This is a genomic window from Bacillus sp. CPT56D-587-MTF (assembly GCF_058792335.1).
In genome coordinates, this window is sequence record NZ_JBYTEF010000001.1 from 4,864,912 (window position 1) to 4,891,154 (window position 26,243).

At 36.3% G+C, this 26,243-nt stretch carries 23 protein-coding genes; 11 read left to right on the plus strand and 12 right to left on the minus strand.

Annotated features, from left to right (window positions below; all coding sequences use genetic code 11):
• The first annotated feature begins 259 nt into the window (after positions 1-259).
• The 3 genes from AC3WVZ_RS25135 (at position 260) to AC3WVZ_RS25145 (ending at position 3,786) form a co-directional block, all read left to right on the plus strand.
• Positions 260-1,471 (plus strand): NupC/NupG family nucleoside CNT transporter, encoded by a 1,212-nt coding sequence (locus AC3WVZ_RS25135; RefSeq protein ID WP_050292948.1) that lies wholly within the window; start codon positions 260-262, stop codon positions 1,469-1,471.
• 261 nt (positions 1,472-1,732) lie between these two features.
• Complete coding sequence (locus tag AC3WVZ_RS25140) at positions 1,733-2,488, plus strand: diguanylate cyclase domain-containing protein (RefSeq protein WP_000653222.1); 756 nt, start codon at positions 1,733-1,735, stop codon at positions 2,486-2,488.
• The gene (locus AC3WVZ_RS25145; protein ID WP_233935564.1) at positions 2,485-3,786 is read left to right on the plus strand and encodes a glycosyltransferase family 2 protein; all 1,302 of its coding nucleotides are present in this window, start codon (positions 2,485-2,487) and stop codon (positions 3,784-3,786) included. Before AC3WVZ_RS25140 ends, AC3WVZ_RS25145 begins: the two co-directional genes overlap by 4 nt.
• Positions 3,787-4,408: 622 nt before the next feature.
• Here the strand turns inward: AC3WVZ_RS25145 and opuD are convergent.
• Positions 4,409-5,923, minus strand: a complete 1,515-nt coding sequence (gene opuD / locus AC3WVZ_RS25150; protein WP_001229103.1) for a glycine betaine transporter OpuD — start codon at positions 5,921-5,923, stop codon at positions 4,409-4,411.
• A gap of 664 nt (positions 5,924-6,587) precedes the next feature.
• On the opposite strand from opuD, the gene AC3WVZ_RS25155 reads away from it, so the two are divergent.
• Both AC3WVZ_RS25155 and AC3WVZ_RS25160 read left to right on the plus strand, forming a co-directional pair.
• Entirely contained in the window at positions 6,588-7,466 is an 879-nt protein-coding gene (locus AC3WVZ_RS25155) for a cell wall-binding protein EntA (protein ID WP_212105682.1), read from the plus strand.
• An 85-nt stretch (positions 7,467-7,551) separates the two neighbouring features.
• On the plus strand, positions 7,552-7,860 hold the full coding sequence (locus AC3WVZ_RS25160) for a DUF3910 family protein (protein WP_233935565.1): 309 nt from the start codon (positions 7,552-7,554) through the stop codon (positions 7,858-7,860).
• Between the two features lie 255 nt (positions 7,861-8,115).
• On the opposite strand, the gene tnpC (AC3WVZ_RS25165) is transcribed toward AC3WVZ_RS25160, so the two are convergent.
• From tnpC (AC3WVZ_RS25165) to AC3WVZ_RS25180, 4 genes are all read right to left on the minus strand, one after another.
• On the minus strand, positions 8,116-9,519 hold the full coding sequence (gene tnpC, locus AC3WVZ_RS25165; RefSeq protein WP_100910632.1) for an IS66 family transposase: 1,404 nt from the start codon (positions 9,517-9,519) through the stop codon (positions 8,116-8,118).
• Positions 9,520-9,662: 143 nt separating this feature from the next.
• Positions 9,663-11,042: a zinc ribbon domain-containing protein gene (locus AC3WVZ_RS25170; RefSeq protein WP_233935567.1), complete on the minus strand. Its 1,380-nt coding sequence runs from the start codon at positions 11,040-11,042 to the stop codon at positions 9,663-9,665.
• 12 nt (positions 11,043-11,054) lie between these two features.
• On the minus strand, positions 11,055-12,605 hold the full coding sequence (locus AC3WVZ_RS25175; protein ID WP_000271649.1) for a zinc ribbon domain-containing protein: 1,551 nt from the start codon (positions 12,603-12,605) through the stop codon (positions 11,055-11,057).
• 5 nt (positions 12,606-12,610) lie between these two features.
• A complete protein-coding gene (locus AC3WVZ_RS25180) occupies positions 12,611-13,102 on the minus strand; it encodes a zinc ribbon domain-containing protein (protein WP_001281754.1) in 492 nt (163 codons plus the stop codon).
• Positions 13,103-13,260: 158 nt separating this feature from the next.
• Here AC3WVZ_RS25180 and AC3WVZ_RS25185 point away from each other — a divergent pair, with 158 nt between their 5' ends.
• Both AC3WVZ_RS25185 and AC3WVZ_RS25190 read left to right on the plus strand, forming a co-directional pair.
• On the plus strand, positions 13,261-14,880 hold the full coding sequence (locus AC3WVZ_RS25185) for an SWIM zinc finger family protein (RefSeq protein ID WP_000939146.1): 1,620 nt from the start codon (positions 13,261-13,263) through the stop codon (positions 14,878-14,880).
• Positions 14,864-17,620, plus strand: a complete 2,757-nt coding sequence (locus AC3WVZ_RS25190) for a DEAD/DEAH box helicase (protein ID WP_233935568.1) — start codon at positions 14,864-14,866, stop codon at positions 17,618-17,620. The genes AC3WVZ_RS25185 and AC3WVZ_RS25190 overlap by 17 nt, the downstream gene beginning before the upstream one ends.
• Before the next feature lie 62 nt (positions 17,621-17,682).
• Here AC3WVZ_RS25190 and AC3WVZ_RS25195 read toward each other — a convergent pair whose 3' ends face one another.
• Positions 17,683-18,168 (minus strand): VanZ family protein, encoded by a 486-nt coding sequence (locus AC3WVZ_RS25195; protein ID WP_001080707.1) that lies wholly within the window; start codon positions 18,166-18,168, stop codon positions 17,683-17,685.
• A 111-nt stretch (positions 18,169-18,279) separates the two neighbouring features.
• Here AC3WVZ_RS25195 and AC3WVZ_RS25200 point away from each other — a divergent pair, with 111 nt between their 5' ends.
• Entirely contained in the window at positions 18,280-18,504 is a 225-nt protein-coding gene (locus AC3WVZ_RS25200; protein WP_000963861.1) for a DUF1659 domain-containing protein, read from the plus strand.
• Positions 18,505-18,620: 116 nt separating this feature from the next.
• Complete coding sequence (locus AC3WVZ_RS25205) at positions 18,621-18,836, plus strand: DUF2922 domain-containing protein (RefSeq protein ID WP_001197593.1); 216 nt, start codon at positions 18,621-18,623, stop codon at positions 18,834-18,836.
• A gap of 21 nt (positions 18,837-18,857) precedes the next feature.
• On the opposite strand, the gene AC3WVZ_RS25210 is transcribed toward AC3WVZ_RS25205, so the two are convergent.
• Positions 18,858-19,256, minus strand: a complete 399-nt coding sequence (locus AC3WVZ_RS25210; protein WP_000731405.1) for a DUF4359 domain-containing protein — start codon at positions 19,254-19,256, stop codon at positions 18,858-18,860.
• Positions 19,257-19,448: 192 nt separating this feature from the next.
• Here AC3WVZ_RS25210 and AC3WVZ_RS25215 point away from each other — a divergent pair, with 192 nt between their 5' ends.
• The gene (locus AC3WVZ_RS25215) at positions 19,449-19,955 is read left to right on the plus strand and encodes a competence protein ComK (protein WP_000997459.1); all 507 of its coding nucleotides are present in this window, start codon (positions 19,449-19,451) and stop codon (positions 19,953-19,955) included.
• Positions 19,956-20,010: 55 nt separating this feature from the next.
• On the opposite strand, the gene AC3WVZ_RS25220 is transcribed toward AC3WVZ_RS25215, so the two are convergent.
• The 5 genes from AC3WVZ_RS25220 to AC3WVZ_RS25240 all read right to left on the minus strand — a co-directional run bounded on the left by AC3WVZ_RS25220 (position 20,011) and on the right by AC3WVZ_RS25240 (position 24,565).
• A complete protein-coding gene (locus AC3WVZ_RS25220) occupies positions 20,011-20,481 on the minus strand; it encodes a sigma-70 family RNA polymerase sigma factor (RefSeq protein WP_002026588.1) in 471 nt (156 codons plus the stop codon).
• A 219-nt stretch (positions 20,482-20,700) separates the two neighbouring features.
• Positions 20,701-21,381, minus strand: coding sequence for a YknW family membrane protein (gene yknW / locus AC3WVZ_RS25225; RefSeq protein WP_000387922.1), 681 nt, complete (start codon positions 21,379-21,381; stop codon positions 20,701-20,703).
• Between the two features lie 114 nt (positions 21,382-21,495).
• Positions 21,496-22,698 carry an ABC transporter permease gene (locus AC3WVZ_RS25230; RefSeq protein ID WP_000054365.1) on the minus strand — a complete coding sequence of 401 codons (1,203 nt, stop codon included), beginning with the start codon at positions 22,696-22,698 and terminating at the stop codon, positions 21,496-21,498.
• Positions 22,695-23,375: an ABC transporter ATP-binding protein gene (locus AC3WVZ_RS25235; RefSeq protein WP_233935569.1), complete on the minus strand. Its 681-nt coding sequence runs from the start codon at positions 23,373-23,375 to the stop codon at positions 22,695-22,697. The genes AC3WVZ_RS25230 and AC3WVZ_RS25235 overlap by 4 nt, the downstream gene beginning before the upstream one ends.
• Positions 23,372-24,565: an efflux RND transporter periplasmic adaptor subunit gene (locus tag AC3WVZ_RS25240; RefSeq protein WP_233936606.1), complete on the minus strand. Its 1,194-nt coding sequence runs from the start codon at positions 24,563-24,565 to the stop codon at positions 23,372-23,374. Before AC3WVZ_RS25240 ends, AC3WVZ_RS25235 begins: the two co-directional genes overlap by 4 nt.
• A gap of 236 nt (positions 24,566-24,801) precedes the next feature.
• Between AC3WVZ_RS25240 and tnpC (AC3WVZ_RS25245) the strand changes: the two genes are divergently transcribed.
• Positions 24,802-26,205: an IS66 family transposase gene (tnpC, locus tag AC3WVZ_RS25245; RefSeq protein ID WP_100910632.1), complete on the plus strand. Its 1,404-nt coding sequence runs from the start codon at positions 24,802-24,804 to the stop codon at positions 26,203-26,205.
• Positions 26,206-26,243: the final 38 nt, after the last annotated feature.

Below are 26,243 nucleotides of genomic sequence, written 5' to 3' on the forward strand. Positions count from 1 at the left end.
TCCATTTCATACACTTTATTCTGCAAAAACAATGCATAACGTTATCATAATGTATATATTCCCATAAAAAACATAACCTAGTTCATGTCTATTTATTTCATATGTGTTTTTTTGAAGAATTTTCTTTTTATTTAAACTTTTCATTAGACGTTTGACCTCCGATGTCCATTATGATAAGTTACTTAAGATGTTATATTCGTAAACGTATAGACAACTGGTTTATACACTGTTTTTACTATGAGGAAGGAGCATACACTGCATGAATCTTTTATGGGGAATTGGCGGCGTGATTGGAGTATTAGCAATTGCATTCTTACTATCTTCCAACCGCAAAGCTATTAATTGGCGCACAATTTTAATCGCGCTAGCATTACAAATGTCATTTTCATTTATCGTATTACGATGGGATGCTGGTAAAGCAGGTTTAAAACACGCTGCTGACGGTGTTCAAGGATTAATTAATTTTTCTTACGAGGGAATTAAGTTCGTTGCTGGGGATTTAGTCAACGCAAAAGGACCTTGGGGATTTGTATTCTTTATTCAAGCACTACTTCCAATCGTATTTATTAGTTCATTAGTAGCAATCTTATATCATTTTGGTATTATGCAAAAATTTGTTAGCGTCGTTGGTGGCGCATTAAGTAAACTTCTTGGAACTTCTAAAGCAGAAAGCTTAAACTCAGTAACGACTGTATTTTTAGGACAAACTGAAGCTCCAATTTTAATTAAACCTTACTTAGCACGTTTAACAAATAGTGAATTCTTCGCTATTATGGTAAGCGGTATGACAGCTGTTGCTGGATCTGTTCTCGTCGGTTATGCAGCAATGGGTATTCCGTTAGAGCACTTATTAGCAGCTGCAATAATGGCAGCTCCATCAAGCTTATTAATTGCGAAACTGATTATGCCTGAGACAGAAAAAGTAGATAATAACGTTGAACTTTCTACAGAACGTGAAGACGCAAACGTTATCGACGCAGCTGCACGCGGTGCATCTGAAGGTATGCAACTTGTTATTAACGTAGCAGCAATGTTAATGGCTTTCATCGCATTAATCGCTTTATTAAATGGATTATTAGGATTGATTGGTTCTTGGTTCGATATTAAACTTAGCCTTGATTTAATCTTCGGTTACTTATTATCACCATTTGCAATCTTAATCGGGGTTTCTCCTGGTGAAGCTGTACAAGCAGCAAGCTTTATCGGTCAAAAACTTGCAATCAACGAATTCGTTGCATACGCAAACTTAGGACCACACATGGCAGAGTTCTCTGACAAAACAAATCTAATTTTAACATTCGCAATCTGTGGATTCGCAAACTTCTCTTCTATCGCAATTCAATTAGGTGTAACAGGAACGTTAGCTCCTACTCGCCGTAAACAAATTGCACAATTAGGGATTAAAGCAGTTATCGCTGGTACATTAGCGAACTTCTTAAATGCAGCAGTTGCAGGTATGATGTTCCTATAAACTTATATAGAGTCTTCTCTTTCTACAAGAGGAGACTTTTTTCATGCAATCCAAGCGTCTTTTGTGCATCTATTAATCAATTTATGCCAAATATAAGAACATTATGATACAATAATGTTCAAGTCTTTTTATTTTTCTAATGAAAATAGCGATACTACTTGTCGTTGCCCTTCAAAAGAATGTAACGACATGGTCAATTTCTTAATAATTGTGCATACTACAAGTATCTATGGATGAAATAGCTTTAAGGAGGAAAGTTTTGTGAAAGATAAGTTCTATAAAATCCTCTCTATGTGGATTTTACAAATTGTATTTTATTTTACTACTGTACATGTGACGAAATATGAGCATGCGCTCATTTTTACAATAATATACGTAATCGTAAATGTACTATTCTTATTTTTAGCTGACAAAACAGCATTTGTTTTCTTCATACTAGGAACCATTATTTCCGTATTTTATTTGTTCTATCAAGCATGGCTTCATTTATGGAGTACATCAGATCAATGGCAATATATGATTACCCACTTCCTGATGGCAGCTAACTTCTTCATTGTATATATAACAACTCACCTATTGAAAAAAGTGATTCATGAAAATAAAACTTTAACTGAGCGTGTGAGAACATTAGAACAATATATTGGAGAATCAAAATTACTAACAAGACAAGAATTCGAGAGACGCCAAGCATTATTAACAACTGCAATGAATCGTCGTAATGAAACAGGCGTTATCATTTACTTTGATTTCACTTCCTTTAGTAAATATACGAAGGAAAGTGTTATGGACCGTGTAGCTTCCTTATTAGTTGAAACGGTAAGGAATGATTTTGACCTTGCTGCTGAATATGATAATAATACGCTAGTTATTTTATTACAAAACACAAATGAAGCTGGTGCTGACATTGTAATGAACCGCCTAAAGCCAAAAATGGAGCAATGGCTTGCTGCTGAAGCAATCCGAGATATAAAAATTTCACGCGAGCACATTGGAAACAAAGGACAGACACTGTTATGATGACTCTCGTTATACTTCTTTTATTCCTTCTGTTTTGCGTACTCGTTTTTTGGATTAGTATCACATTTTCAATTAAATATGTACTTATTTTTACGGCCTTTCTATTCTCTGGTTTACTCATTTACTACTCTTTCTTAACAATTGCGGGCTTAATTCATCGAAATAGCAAACGAAAAGATCGTACGCTAGAACATTATCCGAGCGTCGATATTTTCATACCTGCCCATAATGAAGGCGTCGTTATTAAAGATACTTTAGAGGCGATGGCGAAGATTGAATATCCTGGAAAGCTAACTATTTATTTATTAAATGATAACTCTCAAGATGAAACACCTGAAATCGGCGATGATTTCGACAAAGCTTATGCTCATATTCGTCATATTCGTGTTCCCCCCGGTGAACCGAAGGGTAAATCACGTGTACTAAACTATGGGCTTAGTATTTCAGATGGTGAATACTTCTGTGTGTACGATGCAGATAACCAACCTGAACCACACGCACTGCGAATGCTTGTAGAGCACGCTGAAACAACTGAAGATGCTGTTGGAGCTGTTGGACATGTTCGTACAGTAAACGAAAAGCGAAACTGGCTGACGCGAATGATTTCACTGGAATTTCAAATCTTCCAGCTCCTTATGCAATCTGGACGCTGGTTACTATTCCAAACAGGCTCACTGACAGGAACAAATATGCTTCTTCGTCGCTCCGCACTAGAAGAGCTTGGTGGCTATGACCCTTATGCAATTGCAGAAGATGCTGAATTAACATTAAGAATTACACAAAAAGGTTATCTCTTACCAATCGTCCCAGAATCAGTTACTTGGGAACAAGAACCAGAGCATTTAAAAATTCTTATTAAACAACGTACACGTTGGCTCCAAGGGAATTTATACATTTTAGAAAAAATGTTCTCGTCATTAAGTTTCTTTAAAGGAAAACTTCTCGTCCATTCCTTACAACAAGTTCTAGTGTATGTTGTATTTTGGCTATTCCTAATCATTTCAAACGTTTGGTTTGTAATTGGGCTACTCGGGATATTCCAAATTCAATATAGCATTCCGCTACTATTTATGTGGTATGTCGCATATATTACATATGTTTCTCAATTATTTAGTGCCCAGAGTGTCGAACGAACCTTTACACCGACTAATATTTTTATTAGCGTTATTATGTACTTTACGTACGCACAGCTCTTTACGTACTTATTTATTCGTAGCTTAATCTTATACTTACGTGCAAAGAGCAAGAAACAAGTCATTGGCTGGGATAAGACAGTTCGATTCAAAAAAGAGAAATAATAACAATAAGCACAGAGCGCCGTATGCTCTGTGCTTATTTATTGCCGTATAAATTATATATCAGACAATACCCCTTAGCTGAAAGTAATTTCACGTCCATCCCCCAACGAACGATCGACCTTCATTTATATACGAAAAAGTGATTGCTATTTTTGTAGAACCAATTGCTTCTCTTGCTGTTCTTTGCGCGTTTCAGTCTTAGGTTCCGTGCTTTCTTGGACACTACGATGTGCCACACGTTTCAAACAAATATGCTTCCACTTTCTTTCGTAACGTTTCATTATTCTAGATGTCCCCCTTGAATGCGCTTTAAAACTATTTGAAATCGCTTACAGGAAATAATATAGCACATATATATAAACGTGACAACACATTTCCGACATATTTTTGACAAAAATACGAATAGAATTCGTAAGGTATCGAATATTGTCGAAACCTATCGTTTTTTCTTCGTATAAAAGGCATACTACTTATATGGTAAAGTATTTTATTTCCCCTACCCGCATTTCAAATTCCTTCTATATAAAGTGAAACTTTCATTAGCCATCACCAATTGTACTTTTACAGGCAAATAGAGAAATAAAAAAGAGCTGATATGAAATCAGCTCTTTTCCTTCTATTATTAATGACGCTTCATACGCCCTTCTTTTTGTAACTCTTTAAATAATGCTGCCATCATAAAGAAAATAACGAAGACGAACGGGAATGCTGCAATGATAGCTGCCGTTTGTAAGGCTTCTAATCCGCCAATATATAATAGCGTAGAAGCTATCGCGGCTAGAACGATACCCCAAATCATTTTAATACGATTTGGTGGGTTTAAACTACCATGTGTCGTTAACATTCCTAAAACAAATGTTGCAGAGTCTGCCGATGTAATAAAGAATGTTGCAATAAGTAAAATACCTAAAACTGATAAAGCTGATCCAAAGCTGCCCATCTGATCGAACATAGCGAATAATCCTACTTCTGTTCCCATTTCTTTCACTTTGTCGAAGATATGTGCATCACCAAACAGCTCCATATGAATACCAGTACCGCCGAACACAGAGAACCAAAGTGCACCAATTACGGTCGGCACAAGTAACACACCGATAACAAACTCACGAATCGTACGACCTCGTGAAACACGAGCAATAAACGTACCTACGAACGGTGACCACGCAATCCACCATGCCCAATAGAAAATTGTCCATGACTGAATCCATTGATTCCCACCTTCGTCTAATGGACTTAAACGGAAACTCATACTTGGCAATTCCTGAATATAAGAACCGATTGTTGAAGTGAAGTAATTCATAATAAAGTTTGTTGGACCTGCAAATAATACAATGATCATAAGTGCAAATGCAAAAATAATATTCGTATTACTTAAATATTTAATTCCTTTATCAAGACCTGTTTGCGCAGATAACATAAATAATACTGTTACGATTGCAATAATAACTAACTGAGTCGTTAATGAGTTCGGGATAGATGTTAAATAACTAACACCACCTGCAATTTGTTTCGCACCAAGACCTAATGACGTTGCAACACCAAATACAGTTGCGAAAACAGCTAACACATCAAATGAATGAGCAATACGCCCGTGTTCCCCGCCCTTAAATAACGGACCTACTGTCGCACTAATCGTACTTGCTTTTCCTTTTCTAAAGGTAAAGTAAGCAATACATAACGCTACAAACGCATATAGTCCCCAAGGATGTAATCCCCAATGGAAAAATGAAAAACGCAGTGCAAGGCGCGCACTTTCCTCAGTTGCACTATCTCCAAACGGAGGTGCGTATAAATGGTTTAATGGTTCGGCAACGCCCCAGAAAACTAAGCCAATACCCATACCAGCACTAAATAACATAGCAAACCATGTCATATAACTATAATCAGGTTCATCATCATCTTTACCTAAACGAATAGAACCGTATTTCGAAACAATTAAAAAGATAGAAACACCTAAAATAATAGACACTGAAATAATATAAAACCACCCGAACTTACTAACTAATGCAGTTTGAATTGCGGTTGTTACATTTCCTAAACTACCTTTTCCAATAATAGATTCGGGAATAATCCCCCAAATTGTAAATGCAATACATAATGTTAATGAAACGATGAATGTTTTTGTCAGTTTCCTCATCAAATCCCCCTTCGTAGGTTTCGCTTTTGTAAATAACATAAATTCCGATATGTAAAATCGGATAGAAAACTATAATTTTGCGGTGATTTTCTTACTTTCACCTTCACCAATTCGAATTCTTATGGACAGCCTTACCTTTCGTATAACCTTTTCACTCTGCAAGAGCTACAAGTTAGAAATACTGCTGTCAAATTGTGTGAGAAAAACGCGGATAGGAATGTATTTTCCTAAAAAAGGATGTGTTACATATGTAAAAAAGGGCAAAGTTCTTCCTTGCAACCCTTTCGTTTTGTAACAATTATGCGGTTTTTTTGCTAGTATATAGCACGTGTTTATAGCTTCACAAACAAAATGTTTATGTTTATATAACTATATTACCCATAAAACGGTAAAATACTCAAGGAATGTAATCGTTTAGTAAATATCATGTAACATTCCTGTAATATTTTTATTTACGTCGAAAAAAACATGTTGTATTAAATATTTTGAATATAACTAGAAACCTATGAGTCATATAGAATGAAAAACGCTTTCCTATATTTTTTGTTATATTACAGGATGTTAACGACTTATTACGAATGGTTTGTAATTGTGTGTTTTCCCCAAATCCGAAAAAATCTGTTGCTATAATGAGGACACGAAAACAAACGCAATGGAGGCTATCATGAAAAAATTAATTGGTATAGCAACAGCAGCAGTTTTTGGTCTTGGGATTTTCACATCATCTGCTAATGCAGAAACTGTTGTAACAACAGACGTACTAAACGTACGCGAAAACCCTACTACTGAATCAAAAGTTGTCGGTAAATTACTAAACGGTAATAAAATAGATGTTCAAAATACAGAGAACGGATGGTCAAAAATTACTTTAGACGGTAAAGACGCATTCGTAAGTGCAGAGTTCACAAAAAGCATCTACTACGTAACAGCTAACGTATTAAACGTACGTGCTGAAGCGAACACAAACTCAGAGGTTCTTGGAAAGTTGAAGAAAGACGATGTAATCGAAACAACGAACCAAGTACAAAATGAGTGGTTACAATTTGAATATAACGGGAAAACAGCTTATGTTCATGTTCCTTTCTTAACAGGTACAGCACCTGTAATTGAGAAACAAGAAACAACTGCTCCTGCTACAGCTGCAGCACCAGCTAAGGCTCAAGCACCTGTAGCACAAGCAAAACCAGCTGCTAAGCCTGCTGTGAAAGCTGCTGAAACTAACACACCATCTGGTGGTCGTGAGTTAACAGTTGTAGCTACAGCATATACAGCTCACCCGAGCGAAAACGGTGGCACATATGGCGGCCGTGTATTAACTGCAATGGGTCATGATTTAACTGCGAATCCAAACATGAAAATGATCGCTGTTGACCCGAAAGTAATCCCATTAGGATCTAAAGTATGGGTAGAAGGTTACGGAGAAGCTATCGCTGGAGATACTGGTGGTGCAATTAAAGGTAACCGTATTGATATCTTACTTGGATCAGATAGCGCTGCTCAAAAATGGGGACGCAAAACTGTTAAAGTGAAAATTTTAAAATAACCAATGACTGCTAAATTACAAGCCGGTTCTCTTTATTGAGAGCTGGCTTTTATTTATTTATAATACATATAAGGAGGCTACGCCCATGAATGTACAAGCAAAAGCAAAAGTAGACTGGATTGGTACGCCAAAACCGTACATATATAAAGATGAAGTAACATATAACGCTACTTCTATTGATTTTTCACTCGCTGGCGATGATAACCGCTATAAGTTAATTGTGCTCAAGTCTGAAAACAATACACATTACAAAATTGTGCAATATGGAATAAAACCAGGCTCTCAAAAGCCATTTCCTATCGACATTCCATTTGAACAAAATATGTTGCCAATTATAGAGCAAATATTACATGATCCATATGTACAAGCGATACTAAAGGAAACACACTCATAATTGTAAAAAAATATATCAACGATTTTTCAATTATATCTATCATAAATCGCAATATATCAACGATTTTTCGATTATATCTATCATAACTTACGATATATCAACGGTTCGACACGAAATATCGATTTAGCTACAAAAAAGGTAACTACTCAGCTTCTTCAAATAAAAAAACAGGCCAAATACATGTTTCCGATTCGAAAACATGAAAAGAAAATACTCCAATCAGAGAAAGAATCTATGCCAAATAGAGAAATTCTCTTATGAAGTCGTGTTATTCCAAGGAACCGTTCTAGTTTCTATGACTTGGTTTATCGCTTGTAAGACCGATTGTTTTTGTTTTTTCATGGTACTCATAAAGCTTCGTATCTGACAAAAAGATTCTGCGCCTTTCTTACTTCGGAAAGTCCCAGACACTTTCTGTTTTACTTTCGTCATCCGAATATCCCGTTCTGCTTGATTGTTATCAAATGGAATGGCTGGATGTTCTAAAAACGCTAGAATTCTGTCAGAATACTTGACGAAGCGATTCCATAAATTTTGAGAAGGCGTCTGCTTTCCTTTCTTCTTTTGTTTCGTGGAAAGAATCTGTTGTTCTTTCAATATGGATTGATACATAATAAACAGATTCTTTTGCGTCGCTTTTGGCATGGTACCTTCGGATTGCTTTTTCATCGTCAACGCTTGCGTTAGAAATTTCTGCATCTGTTGTGCCCATTGTTCTCCAGTACTATCTATAATTCCTTGTAAATCTCGTAAGAGATGGGCATTACATAAAACGTGACGACAATCTGTATACGCATCATACGATTTCCAACCATCATGCATCGCAATTCCAGAAAAAGATGGCAAGATTTCTCCAGCATCCATTGCTTCTTTTCCACGTTTTTGATGAATATGTTGCAATGTCACCTCCGGTGTACTGGCAGTATGTAACCATTGTGTTTTGTTTTCTACACGCATACCAGTTTCATCAAAATGGACAACAGGAGACTGCAGAATCTTTTCCTTTACTTCTTTTATGAATGGCTGCAATTGAGAAGCGAAAGCCTGTGTATGATTTACCAGGGTTCCTTCGCTTATAGAATGTCCAAAACAATCCTGAAAGAATTCTTTTGTTCGCTTCAAAGAAATGCATTGATAATGCGTTAAATAGGGAATCAGTCTTTTTATATTTGGACCATATTGAACAGGACGAGATACTGTCGAAGGAAATTGGGCTTCTTGGATAGAATGGCAATGTGGGCATTCTTTCTGTTCTACTTTATGTTCTGTCACTTCGATCTGAATAGGTGGTAAGTCATACACTTGGCGAATGCGATACCCTTTTACAGGCTCGTGGTTCAAGGAAGTATGACAACAAGTACAATATGTAGGAGAATGTGTAATCGTATGATCTGGAGTCGCTGTCAAACCAAGAGTATGTCCCTTGTGGCCCAACTGGCCACCCGTTTGACGATGAGACGGTTTGCGCAAACTTTTTGTAACGGGCTTACCCAAACCATCTGTAGAAGGTGGCTTATGACTATTTTTGGAGTTTTTTTTTGAAGCATTTTCTAGTTCTTGTATACGTTTTTCTAACTTAGAAAATGTTTCTTCAAATAAAGAAATAACAGCTTCAGGTCCTTTTTTATATGTATCTAAAATAATTTTTCGATCGACCATAAGATTCACCTCCCCTGTTTGATATACTCAGTATTTACAAATGGGAGGCATATGAAACTAGTAAAATTTAAAAAAGACACCGAAAGGTGGCTGAGTAATTACCAAAAAAGAAGCTGTTCAAATATTGAACAGCTTCTCTCATATTAACGAGTTGGACCAGATACATCTTCTGATTTCAACGTATTATTTGCACCAAGAGAATGATACAACATCTTTCCATTTCCATTCACAGTTACAATATGTTCGTTATTAAAACTTTTGAACTTCACAGATCCATCACCGTAACGAATATGATACTCTTCATATGTCGTTACTTTATATTTCGTAGCACTTTGACGCTCTACATTACGAACTTCCATCGTTAATAAGTCTTCTGTAATTCCTTTTTTGTGTAAATACTGTATATAATCACGGTCTTCCTTATACGATTTTCCGCTCTTATCATAATTATTTTCAATTAAACTAAAATCATTTAATGAAATTGCACGTACGTTATCATAAATATGATTTCTTACAAATTCGCCCACTGCTGAACTTGATGTTTCTTTCGGGAATTTTAAGTAATATGTGCTTTGGTCTCCAATTTTAACACTTTCAGATTTCATCACACCAAAATCAGTAGTTTTCTCTAAATGTACTTCTACTGTTTCATCTGTGGATACAGGGCCAAGCTTATAACTTCCATAATTTAATTTTCCACGTTTTTTCCCATTCACAAATACAGTTGCATCACTTTCATCAGAAGAAATGCTTACATACTTGCCTTCAAGCGATAAATCCACTTTCACCTTCTCGCTCTGTTCATCCGCTAAATCTACTTCTTTCTCTGTTTCTAATTCAGTAAGTTCTGTCTTCGCCGTTGCCTTTACAACATATGTACCTGGGAAGTATGGCCCCAACTCTTTCGAATTTTTATCACTAGAAAGCTCTGTTTCTTTTTTGTCATTCACATATATTTCTGCATTCTTTGCAGTTGTACTTACATTCATATAATAAGATTTCATGCTGAACTTATACTTTGGATATAAGAACCACTCTTTTCCCTCTTCTACTATTTCCCCGTCTTTAAATGCAGGTTTATCTTTTGTTAACTTTTGATCTACTGTCTCTTTCTGTAAATAAGACAGTAATTGTTTATTGTAAGAAGGATTCTCTTTTAAATAACGCATGTACGCTTTAATATCCTCTGTCTTAATCTTTAAGCTTGAATCATTTGCTTTTACAAACTCATCAATTGCATTAATATCTTTCTTTTGGAATGCTTTAATCATTACATTTACTTGCTTTTCTTTTGAAAACTTATATGCTCCAAATTTATATGCCCCAAATAATAATGCAGCAATAATGGCAAAACCAATGATTAAAAATAAATTTTTCTTACTTTTCACTGGTTTTGTCTCGCTTTGTAATTCTGTATATGAGGCAGCAGTGTTATCAACGATTACTTCTACTTTACTCCCACACTCAGGACAAAAGTTCAAATGGTCTGCAACGTTCTTTTTACATGTTCCACAAAACTTCAACGTGCTCTCCTCCTATTTTTTAGCTAATTTCATTCCAGCAAATGCTGCTACATATGTCACAATAAAACTAAACAAAATTAAATATGTAAATGAATTTTGCATAGATAGTACTGTTCCGCTTGTTCCAAATAAACTTGTTACAGTTCCTGAAACATTAATTTGGAACTTAGAAATCATATTCATTACAATCATCATAATTGTGTAAGAACCACTGCATACCGCTAATGTAATATATATATTGGCAGTCGGTAATTTAGCTAACTTTCTTCCCGCTCTAAACATAAAGAACAATGGAATAATAAGCAGTAATAAACCGTAATGGAATACGTTATTCACTTTATCAAATTCTGCAAGGCTTCCCTCATTTGCTCCTTTTGAAATCAATATCTCTCTAAGCTCTACGCCATTTACAGAGACGCCTGATATAAATGAAAACGATAGTGTGCTCTCATATGCATTTGATTTCTTACCAATTCTAGTAAATTCCTTACTAAGTGCTGGACTTGATACTTCTAATGGCGCAAAATGAGCCATACTCCATAATTGAGGTGTTAACTCTAATGCTAATAATGTACTTTCAGATTTTAAAGTTGTTATTTCTTTTAATGGTTCAATACCGTCTTCCTTACTTACTAACGCCATAATACAAACCGCTACTGCTGTTACTAAAAGTCCTTTTATCATAGCCGAAACACCGTAATAAACAGACGCTCCATATGGCATTAACTCTTGAAATGCTGCTGCCATATTGTTTTTGCTTGTATGAGCAATAAATCCTAATAAGGTAAATAATGTCCCACATACAAAACCACTCAATAAACTCTTCATCGCTGAATAGCCAACCGTAATCTTACCTGCTTCTGAGAATGGGATTGCAAAAGATTGTGATGCTATAAAACTTATAATGAATAAAAAGACTCCATAAATAATACCAACTGTTGCTGCCATAAAGATTTGATCTTTAATCGTTTTCGCAACATGCTGTTTCCCTAACCAAATTCCTGTACCAGCGAAAATAATAAATGGAATGATTAATAATAATGTAAATGGAGTATGCCAAGATAAAGAAAATATCAATCCACTATCATCGTTAGCTGTAAAACCAAGTAAATGGTAACTTAACATCGTAGAAGTTGCACTCGAATAAAAACTTGGCAACATTTCTAATTCTTTCGCAAATTTGCTAAACATCTCACTTAACATAGAGGCAAATAATAAACTACCAATCCAACCAGCAATTAACATGAGAATACTTGCAACAGCCCCACCAATAAAACCTTTTTGTAAAACGGCTTTATCTGCTTTAAATTCAACTTTAGGAGCACCATCCATTGTAGGCAATTTTACAGTTTGTTCTTTTTTCTTCACAACAGATAAAGAATACCCACACTTTTGACAATATAAATTTTTTTGAGCATTTTCACTGCCACAACCTCTGCAGTATTTTGCAGTATCTTTTTCTAATGTTACTGCATCTATAGCTCCTGCAATCTCCATACTACCTTCATTTGGGCAATAATTTACTTCTTCACCATGTTGTTTTCCACATGTGCGACAATACATTTAATTCACTCCCCACTTTGCTTAATTCCACAAACTGGACAGTAAGTAGAGTTTTTATCGATATGCTCATTACATGAAATACAATTTACCGTTTCACCTTCATTTTCTACTGTTAACATCGGGTTAGGCTTTCCACACGAACCACAAAACTTATCATTTATTGATAAAGGTCCACCACATTCACATGTAGCTTTTTCACCTTGTTGTTTTTGCAATTCAACAATGCGCTTTCTTGCTTGATAAATAGCTACATCAAATTCTTGAACTGGAGCAATCATTTCTTTTAAGCTCGCTTCATTTACTCCACTTCCTCTTAATTGAACATACACTTGCTGTCCAACCTCTAATAGAACCTCTGCTTTTTTCTGCATTTGCACTTGCATTCCCTTTTTCAATTGAGCAATTTCTTGTGCAACTTGCAACTTCATTTTCCCTTGTTCTATTCCTTCTTGTAACTTATTCATTCCACTACCTAACTTCGTCTGTAAATCTGACAAATCATTTATCCTCCTATACATATATATTTATATACTAAATTAACATTTTATATATTACCATGATTTTCAAGTTATGTAATCCAAATTTCATTTTTTCTGTTTTGAGCATTTTTTGTTTATAATGGTAAAGGAAAGAAATATGTGTACGGAGGAATATTATGCTGCAACACTCAATTACGAAAGATGAAATTATGATGATTGCGAATGAGTTCGTTCAAGGACTAGATCCACAGCAAACAGCTGATCAGGAACATGTCGCTACAGCTCGGCACCTATATCGTAGTGGTGTTGTCTACAACGTTGACTTTGATGGTTATACACTATCAGGAACTGTAGATGCGGAAGGCAACGTATATAGCGTTCATATTCCGATTCGTAATGTCGCTGAAAGTTATTGTGATTGCTTCGCACCAACACAATGTGAGCATATGCTCGCTGTATTACTATCTGCAGCGTCTAGTTTCGGGCAAGTAGGAGATGTATTAACTTTATTTAAAAATAATACGAAACCTTCCCTTCCTCCTATTCGAACTGCAAGACAAGTATTGCAATCATCAGCTTTTGAAGAAACGGATTATAAAAGTTGGGAATCATATTTTGAAAAAGAATATGAATCATTTAAAAAAGAACAAGCTCGCCTTACTTATAAACAAATGTATTTTCTTATGAGTATCTTTACAGATTTCTATACGAAACTTGAGCGGAAAGCTCCGCGCGTCATCGCCATACATGAATTATTCAGGTTACATGCAGTACTTTACTGCTTTCAAAAATTATTAGAAGAAATTCAGGCATTCGAAGCAAACAAAACGTATTCTTATCACCAACCTGTTAATGTCGTTCGCCTATTTGTAGATAAAGTGGAATCCATCGTTCGGGACTTACAATCAGAAGCGATTCCTTCAGAATCTGAAATAATTTTGCAAGAAACAGCTCGTCTTGTTCATGAAGTATTCTTCTCTACCGACGCTTATACGCAAGAGCGATTTTTCATTTATCGCCACATATGGAGTGAACTTTTAAACAATAAAGAGAAAATGCAAGAGGAAGAAAAACGAATCGATACGAAAATTAATCCACTATCTAAAGCGTTAGCGTCTTCTCACCTTCTCTTTTTAAATGAAGAAGATCTACTAGCGATGGACTTACTAAAGAAACAACCTGCTTCTGTTGTGAGTCTATACTTCTATTGGTTAGAAGAACTATTAAGTGCCATGCAGTGGGATCGTGCGAAAAACTGGCTTTCCTTTACGTATAAACAAGTAAAGAAAACGATCCAAGATCACGAAAATACGATTTTTATAAAAGATATCGTTCGGCTATTTGTAATCATGTATGAAACATACGCAACACATACAAATGAACAAGCTGGTTTTGAAATGATCTTGCAGGAACTATTACCGTATAGTTTCACAAACTATGAACAGTACGTACTCGCGAAAAAACAGTATCGTACATGGGCAGAGCTCCATCTCTTATATGGGTTTGAAGCAATTGAACTGTTAAAAGAACCACTGAAAGATATTGAAAAAGAAGCGCCAGAAGCAGCACTTCCTCTTTATCATCTTGCTGCTGTAGAAGCAATTGAAGAACGAAATCGTAAATCATATAGACGCGCAGTTCGTTACTTAAAGAAATTACGTACATTATATAAACGATTAAAACGCACCGATGAATGGGATGCTTTCATTATTCACATCGCCAATCTCCATTCACGTCTGCGTGCACTACAAGAGGAATTACGGAAAGGAAAATTAATCGATGATCAATCAAACTGAAGTAACAATTAGGCTCCAGCATGTTAGTCAAGGTTGGTTCCTTTGGGGAGAAGATGACAGCGGTACTCCATTATCCGTAACAAGTTGGAAACGACATGCATTCACATGGCACTCCACTTCTTTCTACGGTACGTTTCTAAAAGAAGCAACCTTCGAAGGAAAACAAGGTGTGCTACTAACAAATGCACAAGCCTTTGAATACATTGCAAACAAACCGATGAATTCCTTTGCACATATTCAATTGAACGGCCCTATTACAGCACTTACAAAAGATGCAAATGAATTATGGGATGCCTTTACGAGTGGTAGCTTCGTACCAGATATCGAGCACTGGCCCAAACAACCATCTTGGAAAGTTCAAAATACGCCAATTGAAGATGACACATTAGCATCTCTTTTCTCAGCAGCAGTTAATGAAAGCATATTACAAGATAATCGCTCAAATGACGGCTGGGAAGATGCTAAAAGACTATATGAACATTACGACTTTACGAAAAGACAATTGGAAACAGCACTACATGAAGAAGATTGGCTTCGAAAAATTGGTTATATTGAAGATGATCTTCCGTTTACAATCGGACTAAGACTGCAAGAACCACAAGAAGAATTTGAAATGTGGAAACTTGAAACAATCGTGACACCAAAGCGCGGGGCGCATCGCATATATGTATATGAAAACATCGATTCCTTACCGAAAAGATGGCACGATTACGAAGAACGGATTACAGAAACACAAGAAGGTTTTAGTAAGCTCATACCGTGGTTAAAAGAAGGAGATACATTCCGAAATGAGCTCTTTGAAACAGAAGCTTGGAACTTCTTAACAGAAGCAAGCGATGAATTACTTGCAGCCGGCATTACAATTTTACTACCATCATGGTGGCAAAATTTAAAAGCAACAAAACCGAAATTACGTGTTCAACTGAAGCAAAATACAGTACAAACACAATCGTTCTTCGGTATGAATACGCTCGTTAATTTTGACTGGCGAATTTCGACGAACGGCATTGATTTATCAGAAAGCGAATTTTTTGAACTCGTTGAACAAAACAAACGTCTATTTAATATAAACGGTCAATGGATGCGACTAGATCCAGCCTTTATCGAAGAAGTAAGGAAACTCATGAACCGTGCCGATAAATACGGACTAGAGATGAAAGATGTCCTGCAGCAACATTTATCAAATACGGCTGAAACAGAAATTGTAGAAGATGATAGTCCGTTTACTGATATTGAAATTGAACTAGATGGATATTATGAGGAACTATTCCAAAAGCTGCTTCATATTGGAGATATTCCAAAAGTAGATGTCCCTACTTCACTAAACGCAACACTTCGTCCGTATCAACAACACGGCATTGAATGGTTATTATATTTACGAAAGCTTGGATTTGGAGCATTGCTAGCTGACGATATGGGACTCGGGAAAAGTATTCAAACAATCTCTTACTTACTATATATAAAAGAAAATAATCTCAAAATAGGCCCTGCATTAATCGTAGCGCCGACATCTGTTCTTGGAAATTGGCAAAAAGAATTTGAGCGTTTCGCACCGAATTTACGTGTTCAATTACATTACGGAAGTAATAGAGATAAGGGCAATTCTTTTGAAGATTTCCTTCAATCAGCAGATGTTGTATTAACATCTTATGCATTGGCTCAACTCGATGAGGAAGAACTAACTTCATTATGCTGGGATGCTGTTATTTTGGATGAAGCACAAAATATTAAGAACCCACATACGAAACAGTCCAAAGCAGTACGAAACTTACAAGCAAATCACAAAATCGCTTTAACTGGTACGCCGATGGAAAATCGCCTCGCTGAACTTTGGTCCATTTTCGACTTTATTAATCATGGATATCTCGGAAGCTTAGGGCAATTCCAACGTCGCTTCGTCACACCGATTGAAAAAGATCGTGATGAAGGAAAAATCCAGCAAGTTCAACGGTTTATCTCACCATTTTTACTGCGCCGAACGAAGAAAGATCAAACGGTCGCATTAAAATTACCAGATAAACAAGAACAAAAAGCTTACTGTCCTCTTACTGGTGAACAAGCTTCCTTATATGAACAACTTGTTCAAGATACACTGCAAAATGTCGAAGGATTAAGTGGAATTGAAAGACGCGGCTTTATATTACTTATGCTGAACAAGCTAAAACAAATTTGTAATCATCCAGCTCTTTATTTAAAAGAAGAAGAGCCACAAAATGTCGTTGAACGCTCTATGAAAACAAAAACGTTAATGGAGCTCATCGAAAATATAAAAGATCAAAATGAAAGTTGCCTCATCTTCACTCAATACATCGGCATGGGGAACATGCTAAAACGTGTGCTAGAAGAAAAATTCGGCCAGCGTGTCCTCTTCTTAAACGGTAGTGTGCCGAAAAAAGATCGCGACAAGATGATTGAGGAGTTCCAAAACGGAACGTATGACATTTTCATCTTATCCTTAAAAGCTGGCGGAACAGGATTAAACTTAACCGCTGCCAACCATGTCATTCACTACGACCGTTGGTGGAATCCAGCTGTGGAAAATCAAGCAACAGACCGCGCATATCGCATTGGTCAAAAACGATTTGTTCATGTTCACAAACTCATTACAACAGGAACATTAGAAGAAAAAATTGATGAAATGCTAGAAAGAAAACAATCTCTAAACAATGCGGTCATCACAAGCGATAGCTGGATGACTGAACTATCAACAGACGAACTAAAAGAATTACTTGGTGTATAAAGTGAAACTTTAATCAGTGGAGGTTTTACTCCCCGCAAAAAAAGCGCTAATCTCAAATGAGATTAGCGCTTTTTTCTATTCCAAAACCAATTACTTATTATAATTCCCGTTAATCCGCCGCACGTATCAAGCAATGAATCTTGCCACATTGGTGTGCGGTCTCCCGTATACCATTGGTGAATTTCATCAAATGTTGCATAACCCGCAACGAAAAGAAGGGCATATATAAAACATCTTTTCCTCGAATGACCTGATCGATGAAAAGCGTAATAAATCAATGAACCTAGCATAAAGAACACCATAAAATGAGCACCTTTACGAAGGAAAAACTCAATAAATCCGCCTACACCTTTATTCGCAATACTAACAGGGGTTCCTCCACCATAATCAATAGATACCCATGAAAAATGCTCTTTCACAAATTCAACATTTACATATTGTTCAATATCTGAACGCATATCCTGCTTTTTATATGGTTGTGCCGAAGAATAGAAAATCAGCCCCATCCATAGTAATACAGGAATCCAAAATAACCATTTACGATTCATTATCCAGAATTCTCCTCTCTTAATCTTTTAAGGGTACCAAAAAAAAGAAAAAATTTCACGCCAAAACATGACATTTGTACCCTATTTATAAAGTGAAAGGAGGTGATACACATGGCAATTGAAACAATCGTAATGGATTTAACTTTACGTCTTGTCTTAAACAACGGATTAGATAAGAACGGCAAAACAGTTTTCAAGAGCAAACAATTTAAACGTGTTAAAACAAATGCGAGCTTAGATCAAGTACACAACGTAGCTCATGCTCTAGCTTCCTTACAAGCATCACCACTTCACGCTGTACAACTTGTAAGCACATCAGATCTTTCTAAACTATAAAGTAAAACTCGGATCAGTGGGGATTTTATTCATCCCCGCTGAGTATTAGACCGCAATTTAACCGGCAGACCCAAATCCCATAAATAGCTTGATAAATACAAAGGAGGGAATAACACATGCAAGTACTAGAGTTGATTTTCGCAAAAGAAGATGGAAAAACAGTCGTTTTTTCTATCGATACGCCCATCACACCAATCGATGCACAAGTCGTAAATCAAGTAATGGATACAATCCTCGCCTCATCTGTATTTTCATCCATTGATGAAAATACACGAAAAAAGGGAGCTCGCCTTGTAGAAAAAAATGTATCTGAAGTTCCAATTACTCTATAAAATGAAAAAGGCGAATCTGCATCATTTTGCAGATTCGTCTTTTTTCTTCGGCATTTCAATCGGAATAAAAATCTTTGAGAAACCGACGCATACGTACTTATAATGTTCTTCACCTATATCAAACTCAGTCGTATATGTTGAGAAGAATATATAATCATTTCGCTTCGTATAATGATCAATTAATAACCCAACTTGTGGCTCAACATACTTTTTCGCTAACTTTTTACCGGCCGATGCCAAGTCGCCAAGGAGACCCTCTTCATTCTCTTTTTGAACTTCATCTAGCTTCTTACTCACATCATTACGCTTCATAAACTGCTTCGCTGCCCATTCTGTATATTCGCCCTTACTCGGATTACTGTTTGCTAAATATACTAGGAGAACGACAACTAAAGCCATAATAATATACTTTTTCTTCATACTATATCACCGCCTACTCTTTTCTATTTTCATATATATGTACAAGCGATGCAAATTAGAAAGACTATCACCTATTGATTGTAAACGAATAGCCAAAATTTACAATACAAAACAAAATATTAACACCGAGTTTACTTATTCCGTATATAATTATATTCGAAATATTAATTTCATAAGGGAGGACTTAAAATCATGAATGATGAAAATAACATTATTATTTCTAGTTCTACTATGATGCTTGTTCCATACAATCACCCTTATTATCGTACAAAACTTATCGACAGTAGCGGAAATGATCTTCGTTCCTGCCAAACCGCATTACAACTTATCAAAAAATCTTGCTTAACCCATATTCACTCTACTTATCAAGGTAGACGTAATGCAGTCCAAACAAATTTTAGATTCAAACAAAACGTTCCAATTCCAATTAATCATCGGGAATACATTTGTACTTTTCCAACAGAATCTCCTTCATCTCCAAACTGTATATGGCTATTTTATAACCACATACACGATATAGACTTTTGTCAAAAGATTAAAAAGGCTAAAATACATTTTTCAAATGGCACTACAACAACAATATCTATCAGTCCCCATAAATTGCAGCAACAATTATTAAAAGCTGGATACATACTATCTCGTATGAACATGCAAGATTCACTACAATTTAAAAACCCCTTGTTACATTTACTACATTAAACTAACAAATAGAATGGAAAGCAACATCTCTTGCCTTCCATTCTTATATTAATATTTATCCTCTTACACTATCTCGCATTTTCTCAAGTGCTTGCCGATACATCCATCTTACTTGATAATATGTCATTTCCGTCTCTAAAGCGATTTCTCCCATCGTCTTCCCTACAAAAAAACGTTCAAAAATAATATACTTCTCCTTCTCATCTAACACGCTCATAAAATCCTTCACTCTTATTTCAACATCCTCAAAATGAAAGATATCCTCATACTCACCTACACATACACATCTCTCCTGCACTGCGAACTCTTTCTTCAATCTCTCTAATATATAACCACGCACCGTTACAACTGCATATGCAGGGAAATACCCCTTCTTTGCATCAAATCTTTCATACGCATGCCAAAGACCAATTAAACCACATTGATAATACTCTTCATAATCTTTACGAATACCTAATTTCTTTATTTGATTTACAATCATCCCTTCATACAAAACAACTGCCTCTTTAAAAGTCGCTGGCTTCACACAGTACCCGTTTCTAAAAGGTATACCTTTCTAGTATTCCGCGGTACCTTCACAATATAAAAATAAAGAAAAGATTTCACTGTGAGTCATTTCAAATACTACCGACGGAATCTGAAATTACACTATGTAGAATTTGAAATTCTGTTGGTGGTATTTGAAGTAAGGGTAAAAATAAAAAAGGTGACTCTTGGAAGAGCCACCTTTTTCTAAAAGAATAAATTATGCACCAAATTTTGGAGCTAGACCACTTAAACTAGTAAATCCAACTGAAAGAATAAAGAAAATAACAATTAAAATCGTTGCTTGTTTTTTACTTAATCCAGCCGTAATATGTAATCCTAATCCCATTACAACTAATGTCCAAATATTGAAAACTTCGAATGATGAAGCAGCACCATGAGCAACTGTACCTGGCTCAAATAAAGTTGCTAAACTTGTATAAGAAGTTTCAATATCTCCACCAAGAATCATTCTAATAATAAAGTTCACAATTGCACCTAAAATTGAAATCGTATATGTGTAGACATAAATAGATAATAATTTCATGTATGAAGTATCATTACTCATAAACATCATAATCACTTTATAAATAGCTGCCGCAATGAAGAACCAAATCGCAGTACCAAATAGCCCTCCAACAATACCTGCTCCTATTCCGAAGTAACCAACAACTTTAGCCGTTTCAGCATCAGGCACCTCACTCATTACATCAGGATGATTCATTACTTGATACATGCTAATCCCTGCAATTACAGCTGTTAATATAATGAAAAGGAAAAATGCCCCCCATACTGGACTTTTCGTCTTCATTCTCTCAAATTGCTCACCTGGAGAAGTAATCATTCCTAATAATGATGGCTTCTTCGCACCTACATCTTGCGTATTAATATTTGCTTCCATTATAACGCCTCCTTCTATTTATATAACCCGTTCTAACGGGCGGTTCACTTCCTCACGCAAGAGGCTACGAACCGCCCACTAGAATGGTAATGTGTAGTTCTACTACACTATTAATTACTCATAACGCAATGCTTCAATTGGATCTAATTTCGCAGCTTTGTTCGCTGGAATTAATCCGAAAATAATACCAAGTGTCATCGAGAACAGTACGCCTCCAACGACAACTTCCCATGAAACGAGTGGTGGCCATTTTGCGAATGTAGAAACGATATATGCTCCGCCATACCCAAGGCCAATTCCGATTAAACCACCTAGAAGCGTCAACATAACTGCTTCAATTAAAAACTGTAATAAAATTTTACTACGCGTTGCTCCAAGCGCTTTACGTATCCCAATTTCGCGCGTACGCTCCGTTACAGATACAAGCATGATGTTCATAACACCGATACCACCAACGACTAATGAAATACCAGCGATACCACCGATGATCATTGTCATAATGTTAGTAACTTTAGAAACATTTTCTTGGAATTCTTTTAAATTAACCAGTTCATATTTACCCGGAATTTCACTTGGCTTACGGCTATTTAATACATCAACAGCTTGTTTCCCTGCTGCTTCTAAATCGTCTACATTTTTAGCTTGAATTGCGATACTTTGAATTTCATCTGTTCCGTATAAAACAGGCCATAACGTAAGAGGGATTAACGCTTCTTCCATTTCAAATCCCATAAATTCATTATCAGATGTATACACACCGACAATTTGCATCGGTTGTCCTTTCATCTCAATAATTTGTCCTACTGGATTTACACCCTTAAATAACGTCTCTTCTGTTTTTGTACTAATCATCACAACGTTATTTGCATGAGAAATATCTGATTCATTTAAAGTACGTCCCTTTACGACCTTTACTTTATTAACCGCAAAATATTCATTATCAAGACCAATAACATTCAAATTTGCTTTTTTATCATTTACATCAAGCACCTCTGTCGTCTGGTTTGTCGTAATAACATGTGAAACATCTTTCACTTGTTTTACTTCCAAAATATCCTCTTCCGTTAACTTCGGCATTTCAAATCCACCTATAGCAAACTCATCATTAATATCTGGTTTAAATTGAATTGGCATAAGGTTATTACCACCAGAACCTGCGAATTTCGACTTCAGCATCGCTTCTCCGCCTTGCCCAATTGCAACGACTGTAATAATCGAACCTACCCCGATAATAATACCGAGCATCGTAAGAGCTGAACGTAATTTATGAGCTAAAATAGAAGATAGGGCAATTTTTATACTATCTAGTAAACTCATACCGCACACCTTCTATCTTCTGTAACTTTCCCGTCTCGCAGTACAATGCGGCGGGAAGAATACGCTGCCACTTCCTCTTCATGCGTAACCATAACAATCGTCGTACCTTCTGCATTAAGCTTCGTGAAAATATCCATAACTTGCTCACCAGACTTCGTATCAAGTGCACCAGTCGGTTCATCAGCCATAATGAACGTTGGATTATTTGCAATCGCTCTTGCAATCGCTACACGCTGCTTCTGTCCACCTGATAACTCATTTGGTAAATGATGCACGCGATCTGCCAATCCAACTTTACCTAACGCCTCCAAAGCACGCTTGCGACGCTCCGCTTTCTTCACGCCACCATATACGAGCGGAAGCTCAACATTTTCCACTGCGGAAAGACGAGGTAGTAAATTAAAATGCTGGAATACAAAGCCAATATATTCATTACGAATTAAAGCAAGCTTTGACTCGTCTGCTGTTAAGATATTCACGTCATTCAGCATATATTCGCCTTCTGTTGGACGATCTAAGCAACCAATAATATTCATAAGCGTCGACTTACCAGAACCAGACGGTCCCATAATCGAAACGAACTCACCGCTCTGAATCGTTAAACTAATACCATGCAAAATCGGCACCGCCAATTTTCCTTGATCATACGTTTTAGCAATATGATTTAACGTAATCATTTCTCTTTCACTTCCATTCCGTCATACACATCGTCGGAAGGATTTTTAACCACCTTTTGCCCCACTGTTACGCCTTCTACAACCTCTGTCCAGTCTCCATCAGTAGAACCTTTTTTCACATTTTGTTTACGAAGCTTCCCTTTATCCTCAACATAAACAAATGCATCATCGCCTTTTTCTACAATGCTTTTACTTGGAACAGCAACCATCGTCTTATTCTCTAAGTTTACTTGCAGAGAAACGTGATAACCTGGAGATAAACCATCTTGACTATCAAGGCTAGCTTTATATGTATACTGAGACATATTTTGAGTTGCTTCACCCATGCCGCCAGCTTGCGCCATCTCTGCGCTCGTTGGGAACTCACTTACCTCTGTAATCTTACCTGTCCACTTCTTCTTGCTATTTGCTTTTGCAGTTACAGTGACTGTTTGATCCGTTTGAATTTGTGACTTCTGAAGCTCAGTTAACGTACCTTGAACTTGGAATGGATCTTTAGAAGCTACTTGTAAAAACGATTTTCCTTGACCACCTAACGCTTGAGATGAACTTTGCGCCGCATCTTTATCTAACTTTTGAACAACACCAGCGAAATTACTATAAATCGTAAGCTCTTTCTGCTTTTTACTTAACTCTTCTTTCTGCAACTTCCCTTTTTCTTTCTCAAGATCAGTTGTCTTTTGAGCAATCTCTAATTCGTTTACTTGCTCGTCCATCGGATCTGTTACTTCTTTCCCAGCTCCGCTATCTTTTGCCTTCTTAATTTCTTTCTTGAGCGAATCAATCTTCTTCTTTCCTTGATTATAACGCATATCCGCCATCTTCTGATCAAGCTCAGCTTGCTTCATTTGAAGATTAATCTCTTCATTATCATAAGAGAATAACTTCGTACCTTTCTCTACCTCTTGCCCTTCTTTTACCTCAATATCTTTCACTTTCCCTTTGGCTGGATCTGCATAGAAGCTTTCAATATTACCAGGCTTCACCTGACCAGAAATTAACTTCGTATTATTCAGCTTACGCTCCGTTACCTTCTCAAAACTTACAGCATCAGCATTTGTTGATGCTCCTTTCTTCTTACCTTGCATAACAAAAATATTAATTGCCGCTACAATAACAATTAGTGCAATAACCCCGACAATAATCCCTTTCTTTTTTCTTTTTGGGGTAGAAATAATATTTGATTGCATCATATGTCTCCTTTTTAATAATAAATTTTAATTTTATTAACAATTAAATATATCATAACTTTAAAATAATGACAGGATGAAATATTTTGTTTTTTCTAAAAAATGAATATAAATACATTTTTCATTTAATTTACGTAACTACTCAGCCACCTTTCGGTGTCTTTTTTAAATTTTACTAGTTTCATATGCCTCCCATTTGTAAATACTGAGTATATCAAACAGGGGAGGTGAATCTTATGGTCGATCGAAAAATTATTTTAGATACATATAAAAAAGGACCTGAAGCTGTTATTTCTTTATTTGAAGAAACATTTTCTAAGTTAGAAAAACGTATACAAGAACTAGAAAATGCTTCAAAAAAAAACTCCAAAAATAGTCATAAGCCACCTTCTACAGATGGTTTGGGTAAGCCCGTTACAAAAAGTTTGCGCAAACCGTCTCATCGTCAAACGGGTGGCCAGTTGGGCCACAAGGGACATACTCTTGGTTTGACAGCGACTCCAGATCATACGATTACACATTCTCCTACATATTGTACTTGTTGTCATACTTCCTTGAACCACGAGCCTGTAAAAGGGTATCGCATTCGCCAAGTGTATGACTTACCACCTATTCAGATCGAAGTGACAGAACATAAAGTAGAACAGAAAGAATGCCCACATTGCCATTCTATCCAAGAAGCCCAATTTCCTTCGACAGTATCTCGTCCTGTTCAATATGGTCCAAATATAAAAAGACTGATTCCCTATTTAACGCATTATCAATGCATTTCTTTGAAGCGAACAAAAGAATTCTTTCAGGATTGTTTTGGACATTCTATAAGCGAAGGAACCCTGGTAAATCATACACAGGCTTTCGCTTCTCAATTGCAGCCATTCATAAAAGAAGTAAAGGAAAAGATTCTGCAGTCTCCTGTTGTCCATTTTGATGAAACTGGTATGCGTGTAGAAAACAAAACACAATGGTTACATACTGCCAGTACACCGGAGGTGACATTGCAACATATTCATCAAAAACGTGGAAAAGAAGCAATGGATGCTGGAGAAATCTTGCCATCTTTTTCTGGAATTGCGATGCATGATGGTTGGAAATCGTATGATGCGTATACAGATTGTCGTCACGTTTTATGTAATGCCCATCTCTTACGAGATTTACAAGGAATTATAGATAGTACTGGAGAACAATGGGCACAACAGATGCAGAAATTTCTAACGCAAGCGTTGACGATGAAAAAGCAATCCGAAGGTACCATGCCAAAAGCGACGCAAAAGAATCTGTTTATTATGTATCAATCCATATTGAAAGAACAACAGATTCTTTCCACGAAACAAAAGAAGAAAGGAAAGCAGACGCCTTCTCAAAATTTATGGAATCGCTTCGTCAAGTATTCTGACAGAATTCTAGCGTTTTTAGAACATCCAGCCATTCCATTTGATAACAATCAAGCAGAACGGGATATTCGGATGACGAAAGTAAAACAGAAAGTGTCTGGGACTTTCCGAAGTAAGAAAGGCGCAGAATCTTTTTGTCAGATACGAAGCTTTATGAGTACCATGAAAAAACAAAAACAATCGGTCTTACAAGCGATAAACCAAGTCATAGAAACTAGAACGGTTCCTTGGAATAACACGACTTCATAAGAGAATTTCTCTATTTGGCATAGATTCTTTCTCTGATT

What these genes read in the sequence shown, in the direction of transcription:
- AC3WVZ_RS25135 (WP_050292948.1), top strand. Translation starts at nt 260, where the DNA reads ATGAATCTTTTATGGGGAATTGGCGGCGTGATTGGAGTATTAGCAATT.
- AC3WVZ_RS25145 (WP_233935564.1), top strand. Translation starts at nt 2,485, where the DNA reads ATGATGACTCTCGTTATACTTCTTTTATTCCTTCTGTTTTGCGTACTC.
- opuD (WP_001229103.1), bottom strand. Translation starts at nt 5,923, where the DNA reads ATGAGGAAACTGACAAAAACATTCATCGTTTCATTAACATTATGTATT.
- AC3WVZ_RS25155 (WP_212105682.1), top strand. Translation starts at nt 6,588, where the DNA reads ATGAAAAAATTAATTGGTATAGCAACAGCAGCAGTTTTTGGTCTTGGG.
- AC3WVZ_RS25160 (WP_233935565.1), top strand. Translation starts at nt 7,552, where the DNA reads ATGAATGTACAAGCAAAAGCAAAAGTAGACTGGATTGGTACGCCAAAA.
- tnpC (WP_100910632.1), bottom strand. Translation starts at nt 9,519, where the DNA reads ATGGTCGATCGAAAAATTATTTTAGATACATATAAAAAAGGACCTGAA.
- AC3WVZ_RS25175 (WP_000271649.1), bottom strand. Translation starts at nt 12,605, where the DNA reads ATGTATTGTCGCACATGTGGAAAACAACATGGTGAAGAAGTAAATTAT.
- AC3WVZ_RS25185 (WP_000939146.1), top strand. Translation starts at nt 13,261, where the DNA reads ATGCTGCAACACTCAATTACGAAAGATGAAATTATGATGATTGCGAAT.
- AC3WVZ_RS25190 (WP_233935568.1), top strand. Translation starts at nt 14,864, where the DNA reads ATGATCAATCAAACTGAAGTAACAATTAGGCTCCAGCATGTTAGTCAA.
- AC3WVZ_RS25195 (WP_001080707.1), bottom strand. Translation starts at nt 18,168, where the DNA reads ATGAATCGTAAATGGTTATTTTGGATTCCTGTATTACTATGGATGGGG.
- AC3WVZ_RS25200 (WP_000963861.1), top strand. Translation starts at nt 18,280, where the DNA reads ATGGCAATTGAAACAATCGTAATGGATTTAACTTTACGTCTTGTCTTA.
- AC3WVZ_RS25205 (WP_001197593.1), top strand. Translation starts at nt 18,621, where the DNA reads ATGCAAGTACTAGAGTTGATTTTCGCAAAAGAAGATGGAAAAACAGTC.
- AC3WVZ_RS25210 (WP_000731405.1), bottom strand. Translation starts at nt 19,256, where the DNA reads ATGAAGAAAAAGTATATTATTATGGCTTTAGTTGTCGTTCTCCTAGTA.
- AC3WVZ_RS25215 (WP_000997459.1), top strand. Translation starts at nt 19,449, where the DNA reads ATGAATGATGAAAATAACATTATTATTTCTAGTTCTACTATGATGCTT.
- yknW (WP_000387922.1), bottom strand. Translation starts at nt 21,381, where the DNA reads ATGGAAGCAAATATTAATACGCAAGATGTAGGTGCGAAGAAGCCATCA.
- AC3WVZ_RS25230 (WP_000054365.1), bottom strand. Translation starts at nt 22,698, where the DNA reads ATGAGTTTACTAGATAGTATAAAAATTGCCCTATCTTCTATTTTAGCT.
- AC3WVZ_RS25235 (WP_233935569.1), bottom strand. Translation starts at nt 23,375, where the DNA reads ATGATTACGTTAAATCATATTGCTAAAACGTATGATCAAGGAAAATTG.
- AC3WVZ_RS25240 (WP_233936606.1), bottom strand. Translation starts at nt 24,565, where the DNA reads ATGCAATCAAATATTATTTCTACCCCAAAAAGAAAAAAGAAAGGGATT.
- tnpC (WP_100910632.1), top strand. Translation starts at nt 24,802, where the DNA reads ATGGTCGATCGAAAAATTATTTTAGATACATATAAAAAAGGACCTGAA.